Source organism: Pseudomonas sp. GW821-FHT03A09, from assembly GCF_059421065.1.
Genome location: NZ_JBWKUX010000021.1, coordinates 1 through 25012, shown reverse-complemented (window position 1 = coordinate 25012; position 25012 = coordinate 1). Strand labels below are relative to the sequence as shown.

Below are 25012 nucleotides of genomic sequence, written 5' to 3'. Positions count from 1 at the left end.
CACCCACGGCGGTTAGGCGTTTGCGCGCTCTGGCGGCGCGTCTGTTCAATCACAGTAGCGCATTGCGCCGCCGTCCGGCACCCGCCCCAATTATTTGGCCCAGCTTCCCCGATTAAGCGGATAGCCCATGCCCAATCGCACTGTTTTTAATGAGCCACCGATTAGCCCAAACAAAAAAGGTGCCTCCCATGAGTGGTGCAAGAAGCGTCGAGCAGTGGAAATCCTTTATCGAGAGTTGCCTGGATTTTCGCCCGGCAGACGAGATGTTCCGCATTGCCCGGGACATGTTCACCGAGCCGGAACTGTTCGACCTGGAGATGGAACTGATCTTCGAAAAGAACTGGATCTACGCCTGCCACGAAAGCGAACTGGCCAACAACCACGACTTCGTGACCCTGCGCGCCGGGCGCCAGCCGATGATCATCACCCGCGACGGCGAAGGCCAACTCAATGCCTTGATCAATGCCTGCCAGCATCGCGGCACCACCCTGACGCGGGTCGGCAAGGGCAACCAATCCACCTTCACCTGCCCGTTCCACGCCTGGTGCTACAAGAGCGACGGCCGGCTGGTGAAGGTCAAGGCGCCCGGGGAATATCCGGAGGGCTTCGACAAGGCCACGCGCGGGCTGAAAAAAGCGCGCATCGAAAGCTACAAGGGCTTTGTCTTCATCAGCCTGGACGTGAACGGTCGCGACAGCCTGGAAGACTTCCTTGGCGACGCCAAAGTGTTCTTCGACATGATGGTCGCACAGTCCGCCACCGGTGAGCTGGAAGTGCTACCGGGCAAATCCGCCTACACCTACGACGGCAACTGGAAACTGCAGAACGAAAACGGCCTGGACGGTTATCACGTCAGTACCGTGCACTACAACTACGTGGCCACGGTGCAGCACCGCCAACAGGTGAACACCGAGAACGGCAACGGGTCGGCCAGCACCCTGGACTACAGCAAGCTCGGCGCCGGCGACGCCAATACCGATGACGGCTGGTTCGCCTTCAACAACGGTCACAGTGTGCTGTTCAGCGACATGCCCAACCCCAGCGTGCGTTCCGGCTACGCCACCATCATGCCGCGCCTGGTGGAAGAACACGGCCAGCAAAAGGCCGAGTGGATGATGCACCGCCTGCGCAACCTGAATATCTACCCGAGCCTGTTCTTCCTCGACCAGATCAGCTCCCAACTGCGCATCATCCGTCCGGTGGCCTGGAACAAGACCGAGATCATCAGCCAGTGCCTGGGGGTGAAGAACGAGTCCGACGCCGACCGCGAAAACCGTATCCGCCAGTTCGAAGACTTCTTCAACGTCTCCGGCATGGGCACGCCGGATGACCTGGTGGAATTCCGCGAAGCCCAGCGCGGTTTCCAGGGCCGGCTTGAACGCTGGAGCGATATCTCTCGCGGCAGCCACCGCTGGGAAACCGGGCCCACGCCAAACAGCGAAGCCATTGGCATCCAGCCGGCGATGACCGGCACTGAATTCACCCACGAAGGCCTGTACGTCAACCAGCACCGTAACTGGCAACAGTTCCTGCTCAACGGCCTCGATCAACAAGCGTTGAAACTTCGGGAGGTGAAGTGATGAATGCGCAACTGCAGTACCAGATCGAGCAGTTCTTCTACCGCAAGTCCGAGCTGTGCGACGCCCAGGACTGGGACGCCTATGTGCAACTGTTCGACCCGCAAAGTGAGTTCCACCTGCCGCAATGGGACTCGGAACACGTCTACACCCGTGACCCCAAGCGTGAGATGTCGTTGATCTACTACGCCAACCGTTCGGGCCTGGAAGACCGTGTGTTCCGCCTGCGTACCGGTAAGGCGGCGTCGGCCACGCCGATGCCGCGTACCTTGCACCTGATCAATAACGTGCGTATTGCCGAGCAAGCAGGCGGCACCCTGGAAGTGAAGTTGAACTGGCACACGCTGTTCTATCGCCTGGCCATGTCGGAGCAGTTTTATGGACAGGCCACCTACCGCCTCAAACCCAATGGCGACAGTTGGCTGATTACCCGCAAACACGCGCTGCTGCTCAACGACACCATCAACTCGGTGCTGGATTTCTACCACCTATAAACCCTGTAGTGAGCGGGCTTGCCCCGCGCTGGAGTGCGTAGCGCTCCCATCTTTTGGGGCCGCAACGCAGCCCAGCGCGGGGCAAGCCCGCTCACTACAAGGTTCTGCGAGCAAATAAGATGAATCACAAAGTGGCCTTCAGCTTTGCCGATGGCAAGACCCTGTTCTTCCCGGTGGATGCCCATGAAATCCTGCTGGATGCAGCCCTGCGCAACGGCATCAAGATTCCGCTGGATTGCCGCGAAGGCGTGTGCGGCACCTGCCAGGGTCGTTGCGAATCCGGCGAGTACAGCCAGGACTATGTGGACGACGAAGCGCTTTCCAGCCTCGATTTGCAACAACGCAAGATGCTCAGTTGCCAGACCCGGGTGAAGTCCGACGCGACGTTCTACTTCGACTTTGATTCGAGCCTGTGCAATGCACCGGGGCCGGTGCAAGTGCGCGGCACGGTGAGCGCGATGCAGCAGGTGTCGGCCAGCACGGCGATCCTGCGGGTGCAGTTGGATCAGACCCTGGATTTTCTCCCCGGCCAATACGCCCGCCTGTCGGTTCCCGGCACCGACAGCTGGCGTTCTTATTCCTTCGCCAACCTTCCGGGCAACCAGTTGCAGTTTTTGGTGCGCCTGCTGCCGGATGGCGTGATGAGCAACTACCTGCGCGAGCGCTGTCAGGTCGGGGATGACGTGCTGATGGAAGCCCCCTTGGGGGCTTTCTACCTCAGGCACGTCACCAAACCACTGGTGTTGGTGGCAGGAGGCACCGGGCTATCGGCCTTGCTGGGCATGCTCGATGAGCTGGCTGCCAACGGCTGCGCGCAACCGGTGCACCTGTATTACGGCGTGCGTGGGGCCGAGGATTTGTGCGAAGCGGAACGTATCCGGAGCTATGCCTCGACAATCGCTGATTTTCGCTACACCGAGGTATTGAGTGACCCGTCGCCCGAATGGCCCGGCAAGCGCGGTTACCTCACCGAGCATTTCGACCTGGCCGAATTGCGGGACAGATCGGCGGATATGTACCTGTGTGGCCCCCCTCCAATGGTCGAATCCATCCAACAATGGCTGGCGGATCAGGCGCTTAACGACGTTCAGCTGTATTACGAAAAGTTTACGCAGAGTAATATCTGACCCTCAGTACTTCTGAGGGGCAGATGCGGCGTGCACTTACCCTAAGAAAAACAAGTAGAAGGGAATGTTAATGGCGGATGACATGGTTAACCCGGTAGGCCTCAAGCGTGGCCTGAAGAACCGGCACATTCAGCTGATCGCCTTGGGAGGGGCGATCGGCACGGGGTTGTTCCTTGGCTCGGCCGGGGTACTCAAGTCGGCGGGACCGTCGATGATCCTCGGCTACGCGATTGCCGGGTTTATCGCGTTCCTGATCATGCGCCAGCTCGGCGAGATGATCGTCGAAGAGCCGGTGGCGGGTTCCTTCAGCCACTTCGCCCACAAATACTGGGGGGGTTACGCAGGCTTCCTGGCAGGCTGGAACTACTGGGTGCTGTACGTGCTGGTGGGCATGGCTGAACTGACCGCAGTAGGCAAGTACATCCAGTTCTGGTGGCCGGAGATCCCGACCTGGGTCAGTGCTCTGGTGTTCTTCGTGGCGGTGAACCTCATCAACACCCTGAACGTGAAGTTCTTCGGTGAGGCCGAGTTCTGGTTCGCGATCATCAAGGTGGTGGCGATTGTCGGCATGATCGTGCTCGGCTGCTACCTGCTGTTCAGCGGCACCGGCGGCCCGCAAGCCACCGTCAGCAACCTGTGGAGCCACGGCGGGTTCTTCCCCAATGGCGGTATGGGGCTATTGATGTCCATGGCGTTCATCATGTTCTCGTTCGGTGGCCTGGAGCTGGTGGGCATCACTGCCGCCGAGGCCAGTGAGCCGCGCAAAGTGATTCCCAAAGCCATCAACCAAGTGGTGTACCGGATCCTGATTTTCTACGTCGGCGCCCTGACCGTGCTGCTGTCACTGTACCCCTGGGACCAACTGCTGCAAACCCTCGGTGCGTCGGGCGATGCCTACAGCGGTAGCCCATTTGTGCAGATCTTCTCGCTGATCGGTAACGATACCGCCGCGCACATCCTCAACTTCGTGGTCCTGACCGCGGCGCTGTCGGTGTACAACAGCGGCGTGTATTGCAACAGCCGCATGCTGTTCGGCCTGGCCGAGCAAGGCGATGCGCCGAAATCGCTGATGAAACTGAACAAGCAAGGCGTGCCGATCCGCGCCCTGGCGATTTCGGCACTGGTGACGATGCTGTGCGTGGTGGTCAACTACGTGGCACCGAAAAGTGCGCTGGAACTGCTGTTCGCGCTGGTAGTTGCCTCGCTGATGATCAACTGGGCGTTGATCAGCATCACCCACATCAAGTTCCGCAAGGCCATGGGTGAGCAAGGCCTGACGCCGTCGTTCAAGACCTTCTGGTTCCCGTTCAGCAACTACCTGTGCCTGGCGTTCATGGTGATGATCATCAGTGTGATGCTGGCGATTCCGGGCATCAGCGAGTCTGTGTATGCCATGCCGGTGTGGGTGGGGATTATCTATGTGGCCTACCGGTTGCGGATCAGAAATACGAAGGTTGCAGTGACGCAATAACCCTGTGGGAGCCGGGCTTGCCCGCGATGCAGGCGACTCGGTTTTCCAGTGAGACCGAGGTGATGTCATCGCAGGCAAGCCAGCTCCCACAGTTTTGAATGTATTTCAAATGAGAAGCCCCGGTTATCCGGGGCTTTTTGTTTAGAGCGTGGAGCGTACTCGCCACAGCTCGGGGAACAACACCGTATCGAGCATCTTGCGCAAATACCCCACACCTTCCGTACCACCTGTACCGGGCTGGAAGCCGATGATCCGCTCCACCGTGGTCACATGACGGAAGCGCCACTGACGGAACGAATCCTCCAGGTCGATAAACTTCTCGGCCAACTGATACAAGTCCCAGTAGCGGTTCGGGTCGCGGTATACCTCACGCCATGCCGCCTCCACGGACTCATCATGAACCGTCGCCGCCGTCGGGTCGCGCTCGGAGCGTTTCGGATCAATCGTCAGGCCTGCCTTGATCATCAGGTTGATCGCCTCGTCATACAGCGACGGCGTGGCAATCGCCACCTGCAACTCCTGAAGCAGTTCCGGACGATGGGCATGAGGCCGCAACAGCGCCGGGCTCTTGTTGCCGAGGATAAATTCGATCTCTCGGTACTGGAACGACTGGAACCCCGACGACTGCCCCAGGAACGGGCGGATCGCCTTGTATTCCGATGGCGTCATCGTCGCCAGCACCGCCCAGGCGTGCACCAGTTGATCGAAGATCCGCGACACCCGTGCCAGCATCTTGAACGCCGGAGGCAGCTCACCCAGGCGCACGTGTTCGCGGGCGGCCTTGAGTTCGTGGAGCATCAGTTTCATCCACAGCTCGGAAGTCTGGTGCTGGATGATGAACAGCATTTCGTTGTGGTCCGGCGACAGCGGGTGCTGGGCGCTGAGGACTTTGCCCAGGTCCAGGTAATCGCCGTAGCTCATGGACTCGGAGAAATTCAGTTCGGCGTTATGCCATTCTTCGGGTGGCCGGCCGTCGGCAGGCTTATATTCTGGAGAGAAGGGACACTGGCTCATCGCGTGGGTTCCTTGAGCGGGCGGAGAATGGCGCGAACCGGGCTCGCGTCCAGGTTGGCAAAACGCAGCGGCAGGGCGATCAGTTCATAGTCGCCTTCCGGTACATCGTCGAGCACGATGCCTTCGAGAATCGCCATGCCATGGCGGGCCACGGCGTTGTGGGAATCCATGGTCTTGGACTGTTGCGGGTCCAGGGATGGGGTGTCGATACCGACCAGGCGCACCCCCAGGCTGGCGAGCAGCTCAATGGTTTGTGGAGCGATGGCGGTGAAATTCGAATCCCATTCGGTCAGCGGCGCTTGTGGATAAGTACGCAGCAACACGCGCTCCGGCAAGTTATCCACACGCCCTTCCAACTGATGCGGCTGCACCAACGCGCCGCTACCCAAGCAATGCAGCACCCGGCAGGGGCCCATGTACACATCCAGTGATACCTCGCCGATGGGCGCACCGTCTGCGCTGTAATGCAGCGGTGCGTCCACGTGGGCGCCGGTGTGCGGCGACAAGGTGATACGCCCGACATTCACCGGGCACTCCGGGCCAAACTGCCACACGCGCTCTTCCTGGAACGGCGTATCCCCCGGCCAGGTCGGAGTCGCCGTACTCAAGGGCGGGCTGATATCCCACCACGTTTTTATTGGGTTCATGACAAGGCTCTCACTCATTATGCGGTGAATGATACGAGGGCCTGCTGCGAATTTTCTTGCGAATTCTGGCGCCGGCTGGGAAATCTTTCGCACTTACTGCGATGAAATGGCGCAAGAGCGCACAAATCTATCGATCCGGCCCGCCACTGCGCCCTGTGGGAGCCGGGCTTGCCCGCGATGACGGTAGCACTGCTTGTATCTTCATAGCCTGACACTCCGCTATCGCGGGCAAGCCCGGCTCCCACAAGGGTTCGCAGTGATTTCCGGATTATCACGCCGCTGCGCTTCTGGGCATCCTGATGTCGAGTTCAGACCACTGCCACGACGCTCAAGGCCTTAGGGTGCCTCTTTTCATTCCCTGCCTCGGAGCCATCATGTCCAAGCCCATCACCGTACTACGCGACACCCACCCACTGCCGGTCCTGGACGCGTGCAAATGGGAAAAACTCGAAGGCGACCCGCACACCGTCAACCTCAACGCCTACACCAGCGAAGACGGCAGCAAGATCATGGGCACGTGGATCTGCACACCGGGCAAGTGGTATGTGGAGTATGTGAAGTGGGAATACTGCCACTTTCAGGAAGGCTACTGCGTGATCACACCGGAAGGCATGGAGCCGATCCACCTGCGGGCTGGGGATATCTTCGTGGTGGAGCCGGGGATGAAGGGGACGTGGGAAGTGGTGGAGACGGTACGCAAGTATTTTGTATTTGCTTGAAGTGTCTTTGTAGTGAGCGGGCTTGCCCCGCGCCGCAGTGTACCAGGCACCTCAAACTTACCTGACACACCGCAGCGCGGGGCAAGCCCGCTCACTACAGATCAACCTTATTTGGGCTTGCGATAGCTGTTGATGATCGCCGAGAAGTCCTTGCCGCCTTCCCCACGCTGGCTCATCGATTGATACAACTGCTGGGCCACGGCGCCCAGAATCACGGGTTGCTTGGCCTGACGCGCGGCTTCAGTGGCCAGGCCCAGATCCTTGAGCATCAGGTCGGCACCGAACCCACCGGTGTAGCCACGGGACGACGGCGCAGTTTCGATCACTCCTGGCCACGGGTTGTAGGTATCGGAACTCCAGCAGCGCCCGGTGGAGCTGTTGATGATCCCTGCCAGCACTTGGGTGTCGATCCCCAGTGCATCACCCAAGGCCATGGCCTCGCTGACGCCGACCATGCTGATGCCCAACAACAGGTTATTGCAGATTTTGGCGATCTGGCCGGTACCGACGTCGCCGCAGTGCACGATATTCCGGCCCATCTGCGCCAGCACCGGTTGCAGGGTGGCGAACAGTTCAGGAGTGGCGCCGACCATGAAGGTCAACGTCCCGGCCTGGGCGCCACCGGTGCCACCGGAAACCGGTGCATCAGCCATCACCACGCCTTGCTTGGCCGCAGCAGCGGCCACATCGCGGGCGGTCTGCGGGTCGATGGTGCTGCAATCCACAGCCGGCACGCCTTTGCCGATGCCGGCGAGTACACCGTCTTCATTCAGCCAGACGCTGCGCACATGGGCAGCGGCCGGCAGCATGGTAATGACCAGTTCGGCGCCATTGGCCGCATCACGCGGTGAATCGCTGATGCTGCCGCCCAGCTCAGCCAGTTCCTTGAGTACCGCCTGGTTCAAGTCAAACAGATTCAGCGCGTGGCCGGCCTTGATCAGGTTGCGGGCCATCGGTGCGCCCATGTTGCCCAGGCCGATAAATGCAATCTTCATGGTCGTCTCCCGGAATCAGCGCAGGTTGATGGTGGTGTTGACGCCATCGTTGACCGTGTCGTCATCGAACCAGCGGCTCGTCACGGTTTTGGTCTGGGTGTAGAACTGCACCACTTGCTTGCCGTACGGGCCGAGGTCGCCAAGCTTGGAACCACGGGAGCCGGTGAAGCTGAAGAACGGTACCGGTACCGGGATCGGGATGTTGATACCGACCTGGCCGACATCGATTTCACTCTGGAACTTACGCGCCGCCGCGCCGCTCTGGGTGAACAGGCCGGTGCCGTTACCGAACGGGTTGGCGTTGACCAACGCGATGGCCTCATCGAGTGTGGCGACTTCCAGCACCACCAGCACCGGGCCGAAGATTTCCTGGGTGTAGATCTGCATATCGGTGGTCACACCCGAGAACAGGGTCGGACCGACAAAGTTGCCTTGCTCGAAGCCCGGCACCTTGATGTCACGGCCGTCCAGCTCCAGCTTGGCGCCTTCTTTCACGCCGCTTTCGATCAGCTCCAGGATGCGAGCCTTGGCGCGCTTGGAAATCACTGGGCCCACATCCGTGCCCGCTTCGCTGCCGGCGTTGACCTTGAGTTTCTGCGCCAGTGCTTTCAGGTCCGGCAGCCACTGTTTGGAGGCGCCCACCAGCACCACCACCGAAGTGGCCATGCAACGTTGGCCCGCCGCGCCGAAACCTGCACCGACCAGGGCATTGAGGGTGTGTTCACGGTTGGCATCCGGCAGTACCACGGCGTGGTTCTTGGCGCCCATCATCGACTGCACACGCTTGCCGTGTTTTCCGGCCAGGTCATAGACGTGGGTACCCACGGCAGTCGAGCCAACGAAGGACACGGCCTTGATGTCTTTATGGGTGCACAGCGCATCCACCACATCCTTGCCGCCGTGCACCACGTTAAGCACGCCCGCCGGGACACCGGCTTCCAGCGCCAGCTCCACCAGCAGCATGGTCGACAGCGGGTCCTGCTCGGACGGCTTGAGCACGAAGGTGTTACCGCAGGCTATCGCCATCGGGAACATCCACAACGGAATCATCGCCGGGAAGTTGAAGGGCGTGATCCCCGCGCACACGCCGATAGGCTGACGCAGTGTGTAGGTGTCTACGCCACCGGCGACGTTTTCAGCGAACTCGCCCATCTGCAAGGTGCCGATGGAGCACGCGTGTTCGACCACTTCCAGGCCACGGAAAATATCGCCCTCGGCATCGGCAATGGTCTTGCCCTGCTCGGCGCTGAGGACGACGGCAATACGCTTGGAATGTTCGCGGATCAACGCTTGCAGCTTGAGCATGATGCGCATGCGTGCGCCGATCGGCGTCAGCTTCCAGGTCTGGAAGGCACGGTGGGCAGCATCAATGGCGGCGTTGACTTCGTCGGCGGTGGCGAACGGGACTTTGGCCAGCACTTGCTGGGTGGCCGGGTTGACGATGTCTTGCCACTCGGTGGTCTTGGACTCGACCCATTCACCGTTGATCAGCAACTTGACCTGTTGCACGGAAATATCGGCAGATGCGTTCATGTGGTCTCCAATCTTGTAGTTATGCAGAGACAAGGCGCGTGAATCGCCTTGGGAATGAGGCGTTCGGACTATTTTTGGAGTATAGATGTGCAAATCTCTAATAAGAACGCACATAAAAGCCGGACCAATATGCAAAAAAACATCACATCACTGGGTTCCCTGAACTGGGATGACCTGAAGTTTTTCCTCGAAGTGGCCCGTACCCGCAAGGCCAGCGTCGCCGCCAAGCGCCTGGCGGTGGACTACACCACCGTGTCGCGGCGTATCAGTTCACTGGAAGTGTCGCTCGGCACGCTGCTGTTCGAAAAATCCCGGACCAACGGCTTCGTCCTCACCGCCGAGGGCCAGCGTTTGCTCGGGTATGCCGAATCCATCGAAAGCACTCTGCACATGGCGTGCGAACAAGTCTCCGGCTCCGGCGTCGCGCTGTCCGGCCACGTGCGCATGGGTTGTACCGAGGGTTTCGGCAGCTTCTTTGTCACCCCGCAGTTGAGCCACTTCGTCGACACCTACCCGGCGATCTCGGTGGACATCCTGCCCCTGCCCCACTTCATCAGCCTGTCCAAGCGCGAAGCCGACATCGTCATCGCTTTGGAACGCCCGGAACATGGTCCGTACGTGTGCTGCAAACTGTGCGACTACAAATTGCAGCTATACGCGACCCAGGAATACCTCGACCAACACCCACCGATCCGCAAACCCGCGGATTTGGCTGAGCATCCGTTTATCAGCTATGTGGATGATTTGGCGTTCAGCTCGGAGCTGCTGTACCTGGCGAACGTAGTACCCGGCGCCAGCGCGAGTTTGCGCAGTACCAGCGTGATCGCGCAGTACGTCGCGGCGCAGCAGGGGCGGTCGATGGCGATATTGCCATGCTTTTTGGCGGCGCAGGACCCACGGTTGTTGCCGGTGCTGGGGGAGCAGATTTCCATCACCCGCCAGTTCTGGATGTATTGCCGGGAGGATTTGAGGAAGTTGAAGCGGATTACGCTGTTGTGGGATTACATCAGGGAGGTGACGGAGCGGAATCAGGGGTTGTTGATGGGGGAGACGCGGGAGATGCAGTTTGCCAGTCAGTGAGGGAGACTCGCTCCTGCCCCCACAGTTAAACCGCACCAGCCCCGGCTACTTGTGGATGCCGCGCCCGAACGTTCCGCAGAAACTCACCCGCGCTCATCTTGAGCCATTCAATCAACCGAGCAATATCCGGCTCCGACTGCCGCCCGTTTCGACAAATGATGTAATAGGCCGCTGGCGACATCATTACGGGACTGTTCAGCGCAACCAGCGCACCGTCTTCCAATTGGTCATACACCAAGGCAGTCCTGCCCAGCGCTATCCCTGCACCCTTCACCGCCAGGCTGATCGCCAGGCTCGAATCCGGGAATCGCGGCCCATGGTGATAAGGCGGCGCCGCCAGCCCCTGAAAAGCAAACCAGCTTTCCCACCCCGGGCACACTTGATCGTCCACCCGATGAATCAACGTATACCGGGCGACATCCTCCAGCGCAATCTCACCCTTCAACCGCAGAAACTCCGGCGAACAAACAGGGAACACTGCATCGCGCATCAGTAGTTCGACATGATGATCCGGGTAGTCACCGTACCCCATCACCACCGCGACATCGTATTGATGAGCCTCCAGGCTGGCGCTGCTCATGTCGGCGCTGGTCAACACCAGATCAAGGTTGAATGAGGCCTCAGTGTGAGAACCGTGCATCCTGGGAATCAGCCACGTCGAACAGAGAGAAGACGTGCATGAGAGGTACAACGGTTGGGATTTACCGGGATTGAGTGAATGCAGTACCCCATCCAGCGCCTTGAAAAAACCATCGGTAACCGGCAACAACGCCTGCCCCGCTACCGTCAGCTTGACGCCCCGCGAGTGCCTCTCGAACAACTGCACGCCCCACCACTCCTCCAGGCCCGCAATTTGATGGCTGATGGCACTGGCGGAGAGGTTAAGCTCAGACGCCGCACGCGCAAAACTACCGGTTTGCGCAGCGCTGACGAACGCTTGAAGCATTGGAGTAGGAGGCGGGCGCTGGGCCATCAAGTGCTCACTTTGATCAAGATGATCCCGCAAACAATGACGAATGCCGACAGCATCCGTCGCCAACCGAACCGCTCACGAAAGAACAGCGCGGCAATAATGGCACCGATGATAACACTGGTTTCTCTAAGGGCTGAGACCTTGGCTACCGCGTCCAGCGACAACGCAAACAACACCAACCCGTAAGACGCCAAGTAAAAAACACCGCCTAGCAGGCCGACTCGCCAATGTCCACGTATCGCGCTAACCAAGGCCGAGCGCTCTTTGGAAAACGCCAGCACCGGGATCGGAATACTCTGGAACACCGTCAGGTAGATGATGTATTGCAACACCGTCTCACTGGCTCTTACCCCTTTGGCGTCCACCACCGTGTAAGACGCAATAAACGCCCCGGCGCACACCGCCATCAGGATCGGCTTGAACATCTGCGCCGTCATCCTGCGCACAAAGGTCAGGCTGATAATCCCCACACAAATCAGCAGTACCCCCGCCAATGCCTGGGGCGATAACTGCTCGTGCAGTAGAAAGTAGGAAAACAGCGCGACCAATACGGGCGGCACGCCACGCATCACCGGATAAACCTGACCGAAGTCACCCGTTTCATAAGCCTTGATCAAAAATAGCCGATAGACCGTATTGAGCACCACGGAGACAAGGATATAACCCCATACCTCCAGGCTCGGCATACTGACAAGCGGCAGCGCCAACAGACAAATCACCAGCGCAGTGCCATCGACCATGGCCAAGGTCATGAAACGACTACTACCAGCGCGAACGACCGCGTTCCAAGTGGCGTGCATAAAGGCAGAGATCAAGACTAGCGTGATCGCGATATCGGAGTTGTCCATGGGGCTCGGCGTTTTCGTTTGGAGGGAATATTCGAGGCGAAAACTGGCAGACGACTAAGCACTCAGGTTCGCGTATTCGCACCGCTGCAAAGGTGCTGGAGCAATCATTTAACTAAGCCCAGCCCATGCAAAAAAGCGAAACCTCATCAGCTTAGCCATCAAGATTCGTCATGGCAGGCCTTTCCTACAGGTAAAATTTGATGTTTTTGGCGCTTGGCGAAAGCGTGGGCTGCGCATTATCTGTGTGAGATGAGCCAGTCAATAAGTCCTTGACTGAGCGACCGTCATCGCGGGCAAGCCCGGCTCCCACATTGGGATGGTGGCGAGCACAAGGTTCGGGTCAGGCACGAATAAGTGTGGGAGCTGGCTTACCTGCGATAGCGGTGGGTCAGTCAGTACATCTGCTGCTGATACACCGCCATCGCGGGCAAGCCCGGCTCCCACATTGGAATGGTGGCGAGCACAAGGTTCAGGTCAGGCACGAATAAGTGTGGGAGCTGGCTTGCCTGCGATGACGTTGGGTCAGTCAGCACATCTGCTACTGATACACCGCCATCGCGGGCAAGCCCGGCTCCCACATTGGAATGGTGGCGAGCACAAGGTTCGGGTCAGGCACGAATAAGTGTGGGAGCTGGCTTGCCTGCGATAGCGGTGGGTCAGTCAGCACATCTGCTGCTGATACACCGCTATCGCAGGCAAGCCAGCTCCCACATTTGACTGCATTGCAACATTGGAATTGGGTGAGCCCGCTTAGTCCGCGATCACCACAATCGATACCCGTCGATTCTCGGTACGCCCCGCCACCGTAGTGTTCGGTGCCACCGGCTCGCTGCTGCCCAGGCCACGCAGCTGGATATTTTCTTCCTTCATGCCCACACCCGTGAGTACCTTGCTCACGCTTTTGGCGCGGCGCAGGGACAGTTGCTGGTTGTAGGTTTCTTTGCCCGAGGCGTCGGTGTGGCCGTCAACGCGTACGCGCTCGATGCCCGCACCCACCAGGGCTTTGCCAATACGTTCGACGATGTCGGTGCTGGTTTTGTTAAGGCTTTCGATGTCGCTGCCGAACAGCACTTTACCGGACAGGCCGAACGCCCAGCCTTCATCGGTGAGTTCAAAGCCTTGCTGTTTGAGGACCGCGACTTGGGCTGGGGTCAGGCCTTTGGGTGGGGGCGTCTGGCAGCCGCCGAGGGCAAGGAATGCCACCAGTAAGGTAATAAACATAAAACGCGCGGTCGAGAACAAGGGATCAACTCCTGTGGTTAACATTTGCGGCGGTGGGCTCCGATTCCGCCGTTTGCTGGCCGCCCGAAGACAAACGTTTGGCCTGGTACATCGCCGCATCGGCGGCATTGAGCAAGGTGCCGGGAGTGGCGCCATGATCGGGGTAAATGGCAATGCCGATACTGAGGGACGTCAACACTTGGCTATCACCCGGCAGCGGGATCGGTACGTCCATGCTGGCGATGATCTTGTCGGCAATGCGCCGGGCGTCTTCGGCCTTGTGCAACGGCGCCAGCAGGATCGCGAATTCATCACCGCCCAGACGTGCCACCAAATCATTTTCGCGCAGTTGCGCGCGTATACGCTCGGCGACGGCCACCAGCACGGCGTCGCCAGCGGCGTGACCGAAGTTGTCATTGATGTCTTTGAAGCGGTCGCTGTCGAGAAACAACACGGCTACGCGCTCGTTGACCTTGGCCGCACTGCGCAGGGCGCGGATCAGGCGACCTTCGAAGAATGCACGGTTAGGCAGACCGGTCAGGCTGTCGTGGCTGGCCTGGTGGGCGAGGGTTTCGTTTTCGCTTTGCAGGTGGCTCTGCCAGGCCTCCATTTCACCGAGCAAGGCGTTGAAGTCGCTGCCCAGGCTGTCGAGTTCGGCGATCTGCGCCGGTGGCACGCGACGGTCGAAATCGCGCTCGCTACGGGCGGCGTGGGCCACGGCGGCAAGACTTTGCAATGGCCTTGTGATGCCCTGTAACAGGCGCCGCGCCAGAAACAACGCGATCCAGGCGCTGAGGGCCGTGCAGATCAGAATGCCGGCCAAGCCACTGAGCAAAAAGCGCAGCAGGCTGCCACCGTGGCCGACCACATGAATGCTGCCCACGGTACGCCCTTGGTGCAGGATCGGCTGGCTGATGGGTTGTTCCAGCAGCGTGTGCGCTAGCACCAGTTCAATCTGCGACAACATCCCAGTTTCCGGGCGCACCCATTGCGCCAGTAGTTTGCCATGAGCGTCGAAGACTTCGGCCTGGGCCACTTCTTCGGTGGACGCGATCAGGCTGAGGGCTTCGGTAGCGGCGGCGCTGTCGTTGAACACCACCGCCGCTTCCACGGTGTAATTGATGGAGCGCGCGATCAGGTGCAGGTTGTGATCGGCGTACACCCGCAGCGCCAGCACACCAAGCAGGGTTAGGGACACACTCGCCAGGGTTACGGCCACCAACGCCAGGATCAAATGCCCACGGCCAATGACCGAGCGCAGGGTCGGTCGCGCTTTAACGGCGGTCATGGCACGGGCGCTCGCCGACGGGACAGTTGCAACACGCTGGGATGAATGCGCACGCCACTGCGCGCGACAGAGTCCAGGTTGACCTCGAACGACACCTGTTCATCATTCACCCGCAGGCAGAACAGGCTGCCTACGGTGCATTGGTCACCGCCTTCACTGATGCTGAGCACCGGGTGGCCGATCAACGAGGTAAACAACCGTGTGCGTTCATCAGCACTGAGTTTGCCGATGTACACGGCGTCGCATGCGCTGACGATATCGGGATTATCGGCCAACAGGCGCCGCACCAGCACCGGACGGCCGGTGGCCTGGGTGGTGCCTTTGATCAGATCGTCGGTGTATTGGGTGGGACCGACGATGCACAGGCGCAGTTGCGCGGGCTCCACTGGCCAACGCGCGTAACTGAGGATACCGAGTACCACTTGGGTGACTGCCTGGGCGCGATTATCCGCCAGGCTGGGCGATTGGGCCGATACAAGTGGCGCGAGCAGGCACAGCATCGCCACCAGTAACATGCGTCTCCAGCTCAAACTGCGTTCTGTGGGCGAGACAGCCACGTTCATGCAGCGATACTCTCAGTTTTTTTCAAGGTGATGCCGCAACGATAGCACAGCGGCGGAAAACCCCGTGAAGCACGGCTTACGCGGGGTTCGCTATTTTTCCAGAAAAATCCGACAGTTGAATCAGAAATATTTCATGACCCGACAGTCAGTTTATTCAGGCACGGCGTCCAGCTCCAGCATCAGTCCACTCAAGCGCTTGACCTTCCGTCGCACCGCCTCCTCAAACACACCGCCTCGGGGCTCGACCAGGCTGAACCAGCGCTTGGCACGGGTGATACCGGTGTAAATAAGTTCTTTAGTCAGCACTGGATTCAGGGCATCCGGCAAGATCAGCGCGGTATGGGTGAATTCCGAGCCTTGGGATTTGTGCACGGTCATGGCGTACACCGTTTCCACATCATTCAGACGGCTGGGCAGCACGAAGCGCACACCACCCTGGCCATCGTTACGTGGGAAGGCCACACGCAACACCTGAGGGCCACCATCGCTTTCGGGCAGCTTGAGGGCGATACCGATATCGCCGTTCATCAAGCCCAGGCCGTAATCGTTGCGGGTCATCAACACCGGACGGCCCTCGTACCAGGGGTCGTCACCTTCGATCAGCCGCACTTTGCGCAGCGCGGCGGTGATACGCAGGTTCAGTCCTTCGACACCCCAAGGGCCTTTACGCACGGCACACAACAGTTGGAAGGCATCGAAGGCTTGCAGCAGTTGTTGCGCCCAGTGGGTCCAGGCGGGATCTTCGCGCGGAGTGTCCAAGGCTGGGCGCGCGCTGCGCAGCAGGTTGAGATAATAGCGATAACCTTGGGCTTCCCCGCCCTGCCCGTCCAGTACCAGGCGCTCCAGGGCGTGGTCGTGCTCGCCCTTGAGGCTGAGACAGTACAGGTCATCGTGGCTGCGCGCGGCCAGTAATTTGCGTGCTTCTTCGGCATTCTGCTGGTTGACCCAACGCGCCAGCTGGCCAATGCCACTGCCTTCACCGAACCGCCGCGAGTAGCGCAGCATCACCACTTGCTGGGCCAACGGGTGGCTGCTGTCGTGGTCTTCCCGCAGGCCGCTGGCGCTGAGGTCTTCGCCGCTGACGGCTTGCAGCCATTGGCGGGTATCCGGACTGTACCAACCGGCCTCGGCGTCGCGGCACAAATCACCGAGTACGGCACCCGCCTCCACCGAAGCCAGTTGATCCTTGTCACCCAGCAACACCAGCCGCGCATGGGGCGGCAAGGCATCCAGCAGGTTGGCCATCATTTCCAGGTCGATCATCGAGGCTTCGTCTACCACCAGCACATCCAGGGGCAGCGGGTTGCCGAGATGATGACGGAAGTGCCGGGTGCCCGGACGACTGCCCAGCAGGCGGTGAACGGTGGTGACCTGGGTGGGGATTTTTTCCCGCACGCTGTCAGGCACATTCAGCGACAGTACTTGCTGGCTGATGGATTCGGTCAGGCGCGCAGCGGCTTTACCGGTGGGCGCGGCCAGGCGTATGCGCAGCGGATTACCGGTCTCAACAGCCGGAGCCTGCAACAACGCAAGCAAGCGCACCACGGTGGTGGTCTTGCCCGTACCGGGGCCGCCGGTAACGATGCTGAATGCACCACGCGTTGCCAGGCCGCAGGCGAGTTTTTGCCAGTCGATCACGCCATCCGGCGGAGGTTGATCGAACAAACTGTTCAGGCGTTGCGGCAAATCGGCAGCGACGGTTTCCTGAATGGCCAGGCGCAGGCGCAAAGCGCTATCGATGCGCCGCTCGTAAGTCCAGTAGCGGCGCAAATACAAGCGTTTGCCGGACAACACCAACGGGCGACTTTGAGCATCCTCACTGCCATCAACCGCCAACGCGACCAAATGACTGGCGACCAACGCATGGCACCAATGGGCGCCATCCAGGCCATCAAGCAATTGCGACGGCAGCAACATGGCGCCGGTCTGCAGATCACCTTCTGGCGGCAATGACAGGGCAAAATCCGGCGCCTTGAGGGTTTCGAACAGGTCAAGGCACACGTGGCCATGGCCCAGTTGATGGCTCGTCAGCGCTGCCGCCAGCAGCACCAAAGGATCGGCCTGTGGATCAAGTTCATGCAGGAAACCGACAAAGGCTTTGTCCAGAGCGCGCAACCAGCCGCGATCCACCCAACGCTCCAGCAACTGCACCAGGTCGGTGGCGTGATCGAGGGGCATCAGCTCCTCAAGCGGTAGAGGCGACAGGCTCATAGCAGAACTCCTTGTTCCCAGGCGGGCTCAACCTTGGGCGGGATGGGCTTGCCCTGGAACAGCAGGTCCAGGCCTTCAATCAACTCTCGTGGCGGTCGGGTGAAATACGCACCTTTGCTTGCCGACTGGGTGCCGCGCAGGAATACATACAGCGCGCCGCCGACATGGCGGTCGTAGTCGTAATCCGGTAGCCGGGCCTTTAGCTGGCGGTGCAGGGCCAGTAGGTAAAGCACGTATTGCAGGTCGTACCGATGCTCCAGAATCGACAGTTCCATGGCATCAACGGTATAGGCCGAATCGTCGGGGCCGAGCCAGTTGGATTTGTAATCCGCCACGTAATAGCGGCCGGCGTGTTCGAAAGTCAGGTCGATAAAACCCTTGAACATGCCATTGAGCAGCACCGGTTCGGCGGCCACTCGGGAGACGCCATTGTGAGTGTACTGGCACACCAGCTTGTCGAGGGCGAGCACGTCGACTTTATGGCTGGCGAACCAGAACTCCATTTCGATCTGGTAGCGCGCCAGACCGTTGAGCGTGACGAGATCGTTATCTACCGACAGCGGCGTTTGCAGCAAATGACCCAGCCAGCCGCTGAGAGTGACGATCCAGCCTTCCCAGTTACGCCGATTACAACGCGCGCCCACAGCCTTTTCGATGGCCTCGGGTGTCACGTTGAAGCCCTCCTCCCCCGCCCACTCCAACAGGCCATGGAGGAAGGTCCCTGGATTCGGGCCACGAGGGAAACGGTGAATGTCACCGCCGGAAGCCACCACTTCACGCGGTGCGTCGGGGTCGAGGCGTTCGTCGTCGAACAGTTTCTGGGCTTGCGGGCTTTCCGGTGCTTCAAGATTGGCGGCGCTCATGCTGTCGCCGATTCTCAAAGCACTGTAGGAAGCGATCCACCAGTTTTCGGCGGCCTTGCGCTTTGGCAGCAAAGGCGCAAGCAGGGTGGCGTCGTTGCGCGGCGGGAGGAACACGATGTCTTGCGCTTCGGGCACGTGGCCGTAGTGGATGGCGGCGCAGCCTTCCTGCAGGTCCAACAACCAGCGTGCCAGCCCGGCGGACTCGCTCAAGGCGGTGCCTGCGCCGAGCAGATAGCCCAGCGCGGACAGGTGCAATACCGAGCTGCTGTTGTTGCCGCGCTTGAGGTCGGCAATACCCAGCCAGCAGGCGTACTTGGCACGGGTCAGGGCGACGTAGAACAAGCGCAGGTCTTCGGCGAGGCGTTCATCGTCGGCCTGGGCGATCAACTCGGTGCTTGGCCGCAGACTCACCTGGGACTTGCCGTTTTCATCGTGGTAATGCAGCGGCAATCGGCTGCCATCCACCGGCTTGGCCGAACAGATAAAGGGCAGGAATACCAGGTCGTACTCCAGGCCCTTGGACTTGTGAATAGTCACGACCTTGACCAGTTGCTCATCACTTTCCAGGCGCAGGATCTGCTCTTCACCGGCCTGCCCAGACAGTGCGAGATGTTCGGCCAGATGGCGAATCAGCGCCTGCTCACCGTCCAACTCCGACGCAGCCTGTTGCAGCAGTTCGCTGAGGTGCAGCAGGTTGGTCAGCACGCGCTCGCCATCACTGCGCGCGATCAGGGTTTGCGGCAGTTTGAAATCATGGAGCAAGCGTCGCAGCATCGGCAGCACGCCTTGAGTACGCCAGATCGCACGGTAGCCCCGGAACTGCATGACACGGGTTTCCCACGCCAGTTCATCCTGGTTCAGGCGTTCCAGTTCAGGCAGCGATAGGTTCAAGGTGACGCAGGCCAGCGCGGCACGCAGCGGACGCTCGACGTCGGGCTCGGCACAGGCCTTGAGCCAGGCGAGCAGGTCGTGGGCTTCCTGGGCAGCGAAGACCGAGTCTTTGTCCGACAGATACACGCTACGCACGCCACGGGCAGCCAACTCGGCACGCACGGCTTGAGCTTCCTTGCCGTCGCGCACGAGGATGGCGATATCCGACGGAAGCACGCCACTGAAGCTGCCGTCCGGTTGTAGGAAACCTGCGCTGCCTCGTTGCCCGCCATTGAGCAACTCAACAATCTGCGTGGCACAGGCGGCTGCCAGTTGTTGACGATAGACCGCGTTGGAAACGGGTTGCTCAGTGGGCAGGTGCCAGAGATTCATGGCCGGCAGCGTCAGGCCATCGACCTGTAATTGTTCCTTGCGGCCTTGTGACAGCACCGAATGGAACGGTACGGGGTTTTCGCCATTCGGCTCACGGAACAGAAACGCACCACGACCTTGCTCCGCACGCTGAAACACATGGTTCACCGCCTCGACCATCGCGTGGCTGGAGCGGAAGTTGGTGCCCAGGGTGTGGTGACGGCCGGTGGTGGACTGACGGGCACGCAGGTAGGTGTAGATATCGGCGCCACGGAACGCGTAGATCGCCTGCTTGGGGTCGCCGATCAGGAACAGACCGCTATCGAGGTGGTTTTCTTCGATGCGGTAGATGCTGTCGAAGATGCTGTATTGCACCGGGTCGGTGTCCTGGAACTCATCAATCAGCGCCACCGGGAACTGCTCGCGGATCACACTGGCCAAGCGCTCGCCGCCTTCGGCTTGCAGCGCGGCGTTGAGGCGGATCAGCATGTCGTCGAAGCCCATTTCGGCGCGTCGGCGCTTTTCATCTTCGAAGCGTTTACCCACCCAGCCGGCAGCGTGTTGCAAAACAGCTGCATCGGGGGTTGGCAGTGCGTCGAGGGCGGCCTTGAGATCGGCCATCGCGTCAATGCCGGGGTGGCGCGGTGCCTCGCCCTTCCAGGCTTCGGCCATACCGTCGGGTGTCAGGCGGATGAAGCCGGTGCCAATATCAAGCTGCTCAAGAGATTCATCGGCGGCCCAGGCACTGATTTTTTCAAACCAGGGTTCAAAGTAACGGGCCTGCATCTTGCGGCCATCGACGGCTTTGGCGGCCACGGCTTGCAGGCAGATATCGCGCAGCTCGGCGGCCCATTGTTGCCAGGGCGCCTTGAGTTGGATCAGCACTTCGCGGCGCTCTTGCAGGCAGGCGTTGATCAGCTCGGCCGGCTCACGCGTCTCATCCGTCGGCCGCTCACTGCCGAACAGTGCGCGTACCCGTGGCATCAACGCAGCCGGGCCTCCCCAGTTGTTGCGTACCCAATTCAGCGCATCGTCATGCATCGGGTAGCAGAACAGACGCCAGTAATCACGCAGCACTTCGCCAAGTAGGTCGCTGTGGTCGGTTTCCAGGGTCTGGGTGAACAGGCTACCGCTGTCGAACGCGTGCTCGCGCAGCATGCGCTGGCACCAACTGTGGATGGTCGAGACGGCGGCTTCGTCCATCCATTGTGCGGCAATATCCAGGCGATTGGCGCAGGCGGCCCATTGCTCGGGAAGGTATTGCTCGCGAAGGTCGGCGATCAGCGCATCCGGTTGCTGGATTTCGTCACGGAAGAAGCGCGCGGCTTCGGCCAGGCGGATGCGGATACGTTCGCGCAGCTCTTTGGTGGCAGCGTCGGTGAAGGTCACTACCAGGATTTGCGGCGGCAACAGTTCGCGGCCAAAGCCGGATTCCTCACCACCGTGGCCGAGAACCAGGCGCAGGTACAGGGCGGAAATGGTGAAGGTTTTACCGGTGCCTGCGCTGGCTTCAATCAGCTGGCTGCCTTTGAGCGGGAAGGCCAAGGCCAGGGGTTTGCTGTTCATGCGCTGCCCTCCTCGCCCGTGAGTGATCGCCATGGAGCGTTGATCAGGGGGCGATACAGGGTTTCGCACCACCCTTCGAACTCTTCGCTGGCAATGAGTGTGGCGAAATCCGGGAACTGCCGCGTGAGCGCCGGGGTTTCGCGGCGTTCACCATCGGTATTTTGGCCGTCGCCTTCGTAGGCCTTATGGGCGGCAGCCTGAGCCTTGGCGGGGTCGGTTTGACCAAGCCAGGCGAAGGCGGTCTTGACGGCCACCGGCAGCGGCTTTCGCATACCGGTGTGCCAAGCCAGCAGCAGGTTGCCAAGGATTTCCTGGGCCGCCGACTTATCCATCGGAGCTAGTAGCAAAGTGTCATCACTCGCCACCAGACCTGTACTGAGTGACAGGCCGCACGCGCACGCCACCACATGATTGACCCACGGACGAATCAGGCGATGCCACTTGCGCGTCTTGATCGAGCCGATGCTGTTGGGGATGGTGGTCACGCTTAGCAACCCGCCATCACTGCGCCGGTGCAAGCCGCTGATCCAACCGTCCAACTGAATGCCCTGATGCTCAAAACTGACCGGCTCTGCCCCTGTGTGCGGGATGGGCCAGAGAGCCAGCAGTTGTTGGTAGCGTTGCAGCAGATCGGGCAAGGGCTCGATCAGTTCGTTACGCAGGCACTCGCCGAAACCAACCATGGGCAGCAGGCCACTACCTTGTAGGCGCTGAGCCTGGGCCTTGAGGGCCTGGTCCACGTGATCGGGTCGGGCCAATACGGCGCTCAGCAAGCTGTCGCTGAGGCTGTAACGTTGAAGTGCATCGAGGACGAAAGGTTCTTCATCGGCCAAGGGGACTTCGGCGGCTTCAAAAAACACTTTCAGACGTTGGCTGAAGAAATGTTTGACCGGGTTACGTAGGAAGTCCTGTAACTGGCCGAGGCTCAGGGGTTCTTCTTGTTGGTGATCGGCCAGCTCGTGCTCCTGTGCGACGGCGTCGGATGCTTCGTGTAGCAACTGCCATTCGCGGGCGTAGCTGAACAGCGGGTCGCCTTCGTGGAAGTAGCGAGCGCTGAAGGGTTGGAGCGGATGCTCCTGGGTCATTGCGTCGATAAGCGGTGTTTCTGGGTGTGCGTTCTGCCAGCCACTGGCGAGGTGGTCGCGCAGTTGGCCGATCAGTACCGAGGCCGGACGGTCGCTGTTGTCGCGGATGCTGCGACCGACCCAACTGATGTAGAGCTGGTCGCGGGCCGAAAGCAGTGCTTCGAGCAACAGGTAACGATCATCCTCGCGGCGTGAACGGTCGCCGGGGCGGTAGTCGCTGCCCATCAGATCGAAGTCCAGCGGCGGTTGGGCGCGCGGGTAGTCACCGTCATTCATACCCAGTAGGCAGACAAGCTTGAACGGGATCGCTCGCATGGGCATCAAAGTGCAAAAATTGACAGCCCCGGCGAGGAAGCGTTGGGATAGGCGGCCTTGGTCGAGGCCAGCCAGCCAGGCCTCGCGGACTACGGTGAGTGGTAATTCGTCATGCAGGCCAACGGACTCGCAAGTCTCCAGCCAGGTCTCCCTGAGTTGTTCGAGTTGGCCCAATAGGTAGTCATCGTGTTCGCTGCTGGCCAGGAAGAAGAGTTGCATCAAACCTTGCAGGCGCTCGCCCCACTCCTGGGGAGCGGCAGGTTGGGAGAGGGTCTGATGCGCGTCGTTTAGTGCGTCGAGTAAAGCGACTAGTGGGCCAATCAGCACAGCGTCGAGGCCACCAACTTCATCATAAGGTTCGATGCCGTTGTAGGCGGCACCAGTACCGACCGCGTACCCCAGCAACATCCGACGCAGGCCAAATCGCCAGCTGTTTTGTTCCAACTCACTCGGCAGGCCAAGGCCGGCACGTTGCTCGGCGTCGAGCCCCCAGCGCACACCGGCGCCTTCGATCCAACGGTGCAGCGTGGGCAAGTCGCGCTCCTTGATGCCGAAACGCTCGCGCAAGGCGGGGACGTCGAGCAGGTCGAGGATTTCGCTGACGGGAAAACGGCTGTCCGGAAGTTTGAGCAGGTGCTCGATGGCGATCAGCAGAGGGTCGCGGCCGCGTTGGCCCTGGTCGGTCAAGGTGAACGGGATGAAGCGTGGGTCATTGCGTTCGAGCTGGCCGAATACGGCGCGAATATGCGGCGCGTAGCTGTCGACGTCGGGGACCATGACGATGATGTCCCGGGGACGTAGGGTTGGGTCGGCACTGAAGCGTTGGAGCAACTGGTCGTGCAGGATCTCCACTTCGCGCTGGGCGCTGTGGGCGATGTGGAAGCGGATTGAAGTGTCACGTTCCAGATCGACAGCAGGCCATAGCCCACGGGTTTCATTGAGCGGGCGCAGTTCGAGGATGTCGTCCTGCAATTGATTGAGCAGTGTGGTGGGTTCGCTTTCGCTGAACAGGTCGATACGGCCGTCACGGAATGCGGCGCGGTAGCTGTTGGGGTCGTCGTAGCTGTCCAGCAGGCTGATGTAGTCGCGGCCTTGTTTACCCCAGGCGGCGAGCAGCGGGTGTGCGTGCTGGTGCAGAGTTTGTGGGTCGATAGTGACCGGCATGCCGGCTTTGCGCGCTTGGCGTTTGTATTCGTTACGCAGTAGGTCTTTGTCCGCAACGATGTCGGACCAGTGATGGCGACAAGGGTTGTGAACGCATAGCAAGACCTGGCTGAAACGTGCCAATCCTGCGAGCGCTTCCAAAGCCTGAGCGGGCAGCGATGAAATCCCGAAAACGATCACCCGGGACGGGAGGCCTTGAGGGGCTGTCTCCAGCGTATTGATGCGCTCGATGAAACGTTGGTGAACGCCGGCGCGGCTTTGTGCCATGCCTTCTTCGCCGACATCCAGTAACAGGGCACGCCATAGCTCGGCTTGCCAGCAATTGGCGGGGTTGAGCGGCTTGGATTCGCCGCGCCCGTTACGCAGCTGGTGGCGGCCTGCCGCCCAGTCTTCCAGCCAGTCGGCGCGGTAGACCTGATACTGGTCGAACAGATCCGCCAGACGCTCGGCGAGTTGGTAGCGTTTACGCAAATCTGTGTCGTGGGTGAGGAAGCGCTGTAGTGGCTCGAAATGCGGCTGATCGATGAGTTCCGGCAGCAGCCGCATGAGACGCCAGGTCAGTGGGGCTTTATCGAGCAGGGACTTGGGCGGTATTTCGTCACGGCCCAGGACCATGCGGTAAAGCTGCCACATAAAACTGCCGGGGAGCTGCACATCGATTGCTGCAGCGATTCCGCAGCCACCCATGTCGTCATCTTCAGGATCTTCAGCCAAGGCCAGTTTGAGCCATTGGGCGATGCCATTGCTTTGTACCAGGGCGATTTCGTTTTCCAAAGGCGCCAGAGGATAGCGGCGCATCCAACTGACCACCAGGCTGCGCAGTTCATCCAGGCGATTGCCGTGAACCACCATGAATCCAGCGCTGGGGGACGTCGTATCAGGCATAACGGCTTCCTTGGGAAAAGCAAAATCGAGGCGTGGACTTTAGCATTGAAGGCCACATTGATGAGCCTCGTTGCACTTTTCGAGCGCCCAAAACAAAACCCCATCTGCTTTCGCAAATGGGGTTTCGGAAT

At 60.3% G+C, this 25012-nt stretch carries 18 protein-coding genes; 6 read left to right on the top strand and 12 right to left on the bottom strand.

Going from position 1 to position 25012, the window contains the following annotated elements:
* Positions 1-188 precede the first annotated feature (188 nt).
* From antA to AC07V4_RS25970, 4 genes are all read left to right on the top strand, one after another.
* Entirely contained in the window at positions 189-1580 is a 1392-nt protein-coding gene (gene antA / locus AC07V4_RS25985) for an anthranilate 1,2-dioxygenase large subunit (RefSeq protein WP_492638641.1), read from the top strand.
* The gene (gene antB, locus AC07V4_RS25980) at positions 1580-2071 is read left to right on the top strand and encodes an anthranilate 1,2-dioxygenase small subunit (protein WP_492638640.1); all 492 of its coding nucleotides are present in this window, start codon (positions 1580-1582) and stop codon (positions 2069-2071) included. Before antA ends, antB begins: the two co-directional genes overlap by 1 nt.
* A gap of 119 nt (positions 2072-2190) precedes the next feature.
* The gene (gene antC / locus AC07V4_RS25975) at positions 2191-3198 is read left to right on the top strand and encodes an anthranilate 1,2-dioxygenase electron transfer component AntC (protein WP_492638639.1); all 1008 of its coding nucleotides are present in this window, start codon (positions 2191-2193) and stop codon (positions 3196-3198) included.
* Between the two features lie 70 nt (positions 3199-3268).
* Positions 3269-4669: an amino acid permease gene (locus AC07V4_RS25970; RefSeq protein ID WP_492638638.1), complete on the top strand. Its 1401-nt coding sequence runs from the start codon at positions 3269-3271 to the stop codon at positions 4667-4669.
* 141 nt (positions 4670-4810) lie between these two features.
* On the opposite strand, the gene kynA is transcribed toward AC07V4_RS25970, so the two are convergent.
* Complete coding sequence (gene kynA, locus AC07V4_RS25965) at positions 4811-5683, bottom strand: tryptophan 2,3-dioxygenase (RefSeq protein ID WP_492638637.1); 873 nt, start codon at positions 5681-5683, stop codon at positions 4811-4813.
* On the bottom strand, positions 5680-6330 hold the full coding sequence (gene kynB, locus AC07V4_RS25960) for an arylformamidase (RefSeq protein ID WP_492638636.1): 651 nt from the start codon (positions 6328-6330) through the stop codon (positions 5680-5682). Before kynB ends, kynA begins: the two co-directional genes overlap by 4 nt.
* A 374-nt stretch (positions 6331-6704) precedes the next feature.
* Between kynB and AC07V4_RS25955 the strand changes: the two genes are divergently transcribed.
* On the top strand, positions 6705-7049 hold the full coding sequence (locus AC07V4_RS25955; RefSeq protein ID WP_003230905.1) for a cupin domain-containing protein: 345 nt from the start codon (positions 6705-6707) through the stop codon (positions 7047-7049).
* A 107-nt stretch (positions 7050-7156) separates the two neighbouring features.
* On the opposite strand, the gene mmsB is transcribed toward AC07V4_RS25955, so the two are convergent.
* The gene (mmsB, locus tag AC07V4_RS25950) at positions 7157-8044 is read right to left on the bottom strand and encodes a 3-hydroxyisobutyrate dehydrogenase (protein WP_492638635.1); all 888 of its coding nucleotides are present in this window, start codon (positions 8042-8044) and stop codon (positions 7157-7159) included.
* Between the two features lie 15 nt (positions 8045-8059).
* A complete protein-coding gene (locus tag AC07V4_RS25945) occupies positions 8060-9577 on the bottom strand; it encodes a CoA-acylating methylmalonate-semialdehyde dehydrogenase (RefSeq protein WP_431751561.1) in 1518 nt (505 codons plus the stop codon).
* A gap of 129 nt (positions 9578-9706) precedes the next feature.
* On the opposite strand from AC07V4_RS25945, the gene AC07V4_RS25940 reads away from it, so the two are divergent.
* On the top strand, positions 9707-10657 hold the full coding sequence (locus tag AC07V4_RS25940; protein ID WP_492638634.1) for a LysR family transcriptional regulator: 951 nt from the start codon (positions 9707-9709) through the stop codon (positions 10655-10657).
* 25 nt (positions 10658-10682) lie between these two features.
* On the opposite strand, the gene AC07V4_RS25935 is transcribed toward AC07V4_RS25940, so the two are convergent.
* The 8 genes from AC07V4_RS25935 to recC form a co-directional block, all read right to left on the bottom strand.
* Positions 10683-11630, bottom strand: a complete 948-nt coding sequence (locus AC07V4_RS25935; RefSeq protein WP_492638633.1) for a LysR substrate-binding domain-containing protein — start codon at positions 11628-11630, stop codon at positions 10683-10685.
* Positions 11630-12478, bottom strand: a complete 849-nt coding sequence (locus AC07V4_RS25930; protein WP_492638632.1) for an EamA family transporter — start codon at positions 12476-12478, stop codon at positions 11630-11632. Before AC07V4_RS25930 ends, AC07V4_RS25935 begins: the two co-directional genes overlap by 1 nt.
* Before the next feature lie 750 nt (positions 12479-13228).
* The gene (gene yfiB / locus AC07V4_RS25925; protein WP_492638631.1) at positions 13229-13720 is read right to left on the bottom strand and encodes an outer membrane lipoprotein YfiB; all 492 of its coding nucleotides are present in this window, start codon (positions 13718-13720) and stop codon (positions 13229-13231) included.
* A 4-nt stretch (positions 13721-13724) separates the two neighbouring features.
* Positions 13725-14987, bottom strand: a complete 1263-nt coding sequence (gene dgcN / locus AC07V4_RS25920; RefSeq protein ID WP_492638630.1) for a diguanylate cyclase DgcN/YfiN — start codon at positions 14985-14987, stop codon at positions 13725-13727.
* Positions 14984-15550, bottom strand: a complete 567-nt coding sequence (yfiR, locus tag AC07V4_RS25915; protein WP_492638629.1) for a regulatory sequestration protein YfiR — start codon at positions 15548-15550, stop codon at positions 14984-14986. The genes dgcN and yfiR overlap by 4 nt, the downstream gene beginning before the upstream one ends.
* Positions 15551-15700: 150 nt before the next feature.
* On the bottom strand, positions 15701-17761 hold the full coding sequence (gene recD, locus AC07V4_RS25910; protein ID WP_492638628.1) for an exodeoxyribonuclease V subunit alpha: 2061 nt from the start codon (positions 17759-17761) through the stop codon (positions 15701-15703).
* Positions 17758-21432: an exodeoxyribonuclease V subunit beta gene (gene recB, locus AC07V4_RS25905; RefSeq protein ID WP_492638627.1), complete on the bottom strand. Its 3675-nt coding sequence runs from the start codon at positions 21430-21432 to the stop codon at positions 17758-17760. The genes recD and recB overlap by 4 nt, the downstream gene beginning before the upstream one ends.
* Entirely contained in the window at positions 21429-24881 is a 3453-nt protein-coding gene (gene recC, locus AC07V4_RS25900; protein WP_492638626.1) for an exodeoxyribonuclease V subunit gamma, read from the bottom strand. Before recC ends, recB begins: the two co-directional genes overlap by 4 nt.
* Positions 24882-25012 lie beyond the last annotated feature (131 nt).

Excerpts from the sequence above, each read along its gene's own strand:
- antA (WP_492638641.1), top strand. The coding sequence starts at position 189 with ATGAGTGGTGCAAGAAGCGTCGAGCAGTGGAAATCCTTTATCGAGAGT.
- antB (WP_492638640.1), top strand. The coding sequence starts at position 1,580 with ATGAATGCGCAACTGCAGTACCAGATCGAGCAGTTCTTCTACCGCAAG.
- antC (WP_492638639.1), top strand. The coding sequence starts at position 2,191 with ATGAATCACAAAGTGGCCTTCAGCTTTGCCGATGGCAAGACCCTGTTC.
- AC07V4_RS25970 (WP_492638638.1), top strand. The coding sequence starts at position 3,269 with ATGGCGGATGACATGGTTAACCCGGTAGGCCTCAAGCGTGGCCTGAAG.
- kynA (WP_492638637.1), bottom strand. The coding sequence starts at position 5,683 with ATGAGCCAGTGTCCCTTCTCTCCAGAATATAAGCCTGCCGACGGCCGG.
- kynB (WP_492638636.1), bottom strand. The coding sequence starts at position 6,330 with ATGAACCCAATAAAAACGTGGTGGGATATCAGCCCGCCCTTGAGTACG.
- AC07V4_RS25955 (WP_003230905.1), top strand. The coding sequence starts at position 6,705 with ATGTCCAAGCCCATCACCGTACTACGCGACACCCACCCACTGCCGGTC.
- mmsB (WP_492638635.1), bottom strand. The coding sequence starts at position 8,044 with ATGAAGATTGCATTTATCGGCCTGGGCAACATGGGCGCACCGATGGCC.
- AC07V4_RS25945 (WP_431751561.1), bottom strand. The coding sequence starts at position 9,577 with ATGAACGCATCTGCCGATATTTCCGTGCAACAGGTCAAGTTGCTGATC.
- AC07V4_RS25940 (WP_492638634.1), top strand. The coding sequence starts at position 9,707 with ATGCAAAAAAACATCACATCACTGGGTTCCCTGAACTGGGATGACCTG.
- AC07V4_RS25935 (WP_492638633.1), bottom strand. The coding sequence starts at position 11,630 with ATGGCCCAGCGCCCGCCTCCTACTCCAATGCTTCAAGCGTTCGTCAGC.
- AC07V4_RS25930 (WP_492638632.1), bottom strand. The coding sequence starts at position 12,478 with ATGGACAACTCCGATATCGCGATCACGCTAGTCTTGATCTCTGCCTTT.
- dgcN (WP_492638630.1), bottom strand. The coding sequence starts at position 14,987 with ATGACCGCCGTTAAAGCGCGACCGACCCTGCGCTCGGTCATTGGCCGT.
- yfiR (WP_492638629.1), bottom strand. The coding sequence starts at position 15,550 with ATGAACGTGGCTGTCTCGCCCACAGAACGCAGTTTGAGCTGGAGACGC.
- recD (WP_492638628.1), bottom strand. The coding sequence starts at position 17,761 with ATGAGCCTGTCGCCTCTACCGCTTGAGGAGCTGATGCCCCTCGATCAC.
- recB (WP_492638627.1), bottom strand. The coding sequence starts at position 21,432 with ATGAACAGCAAACCCCTGGCCTTGGCCTTCCCGCTCAAAGGCAGCCAG.
- recC (WP_492638626.1), bottom strand. The coding sequence starts at position 24,881 with ATGCCTGATACGACGTCCCCCAGCGCTGGATTCATGGTGGTTCACGGC.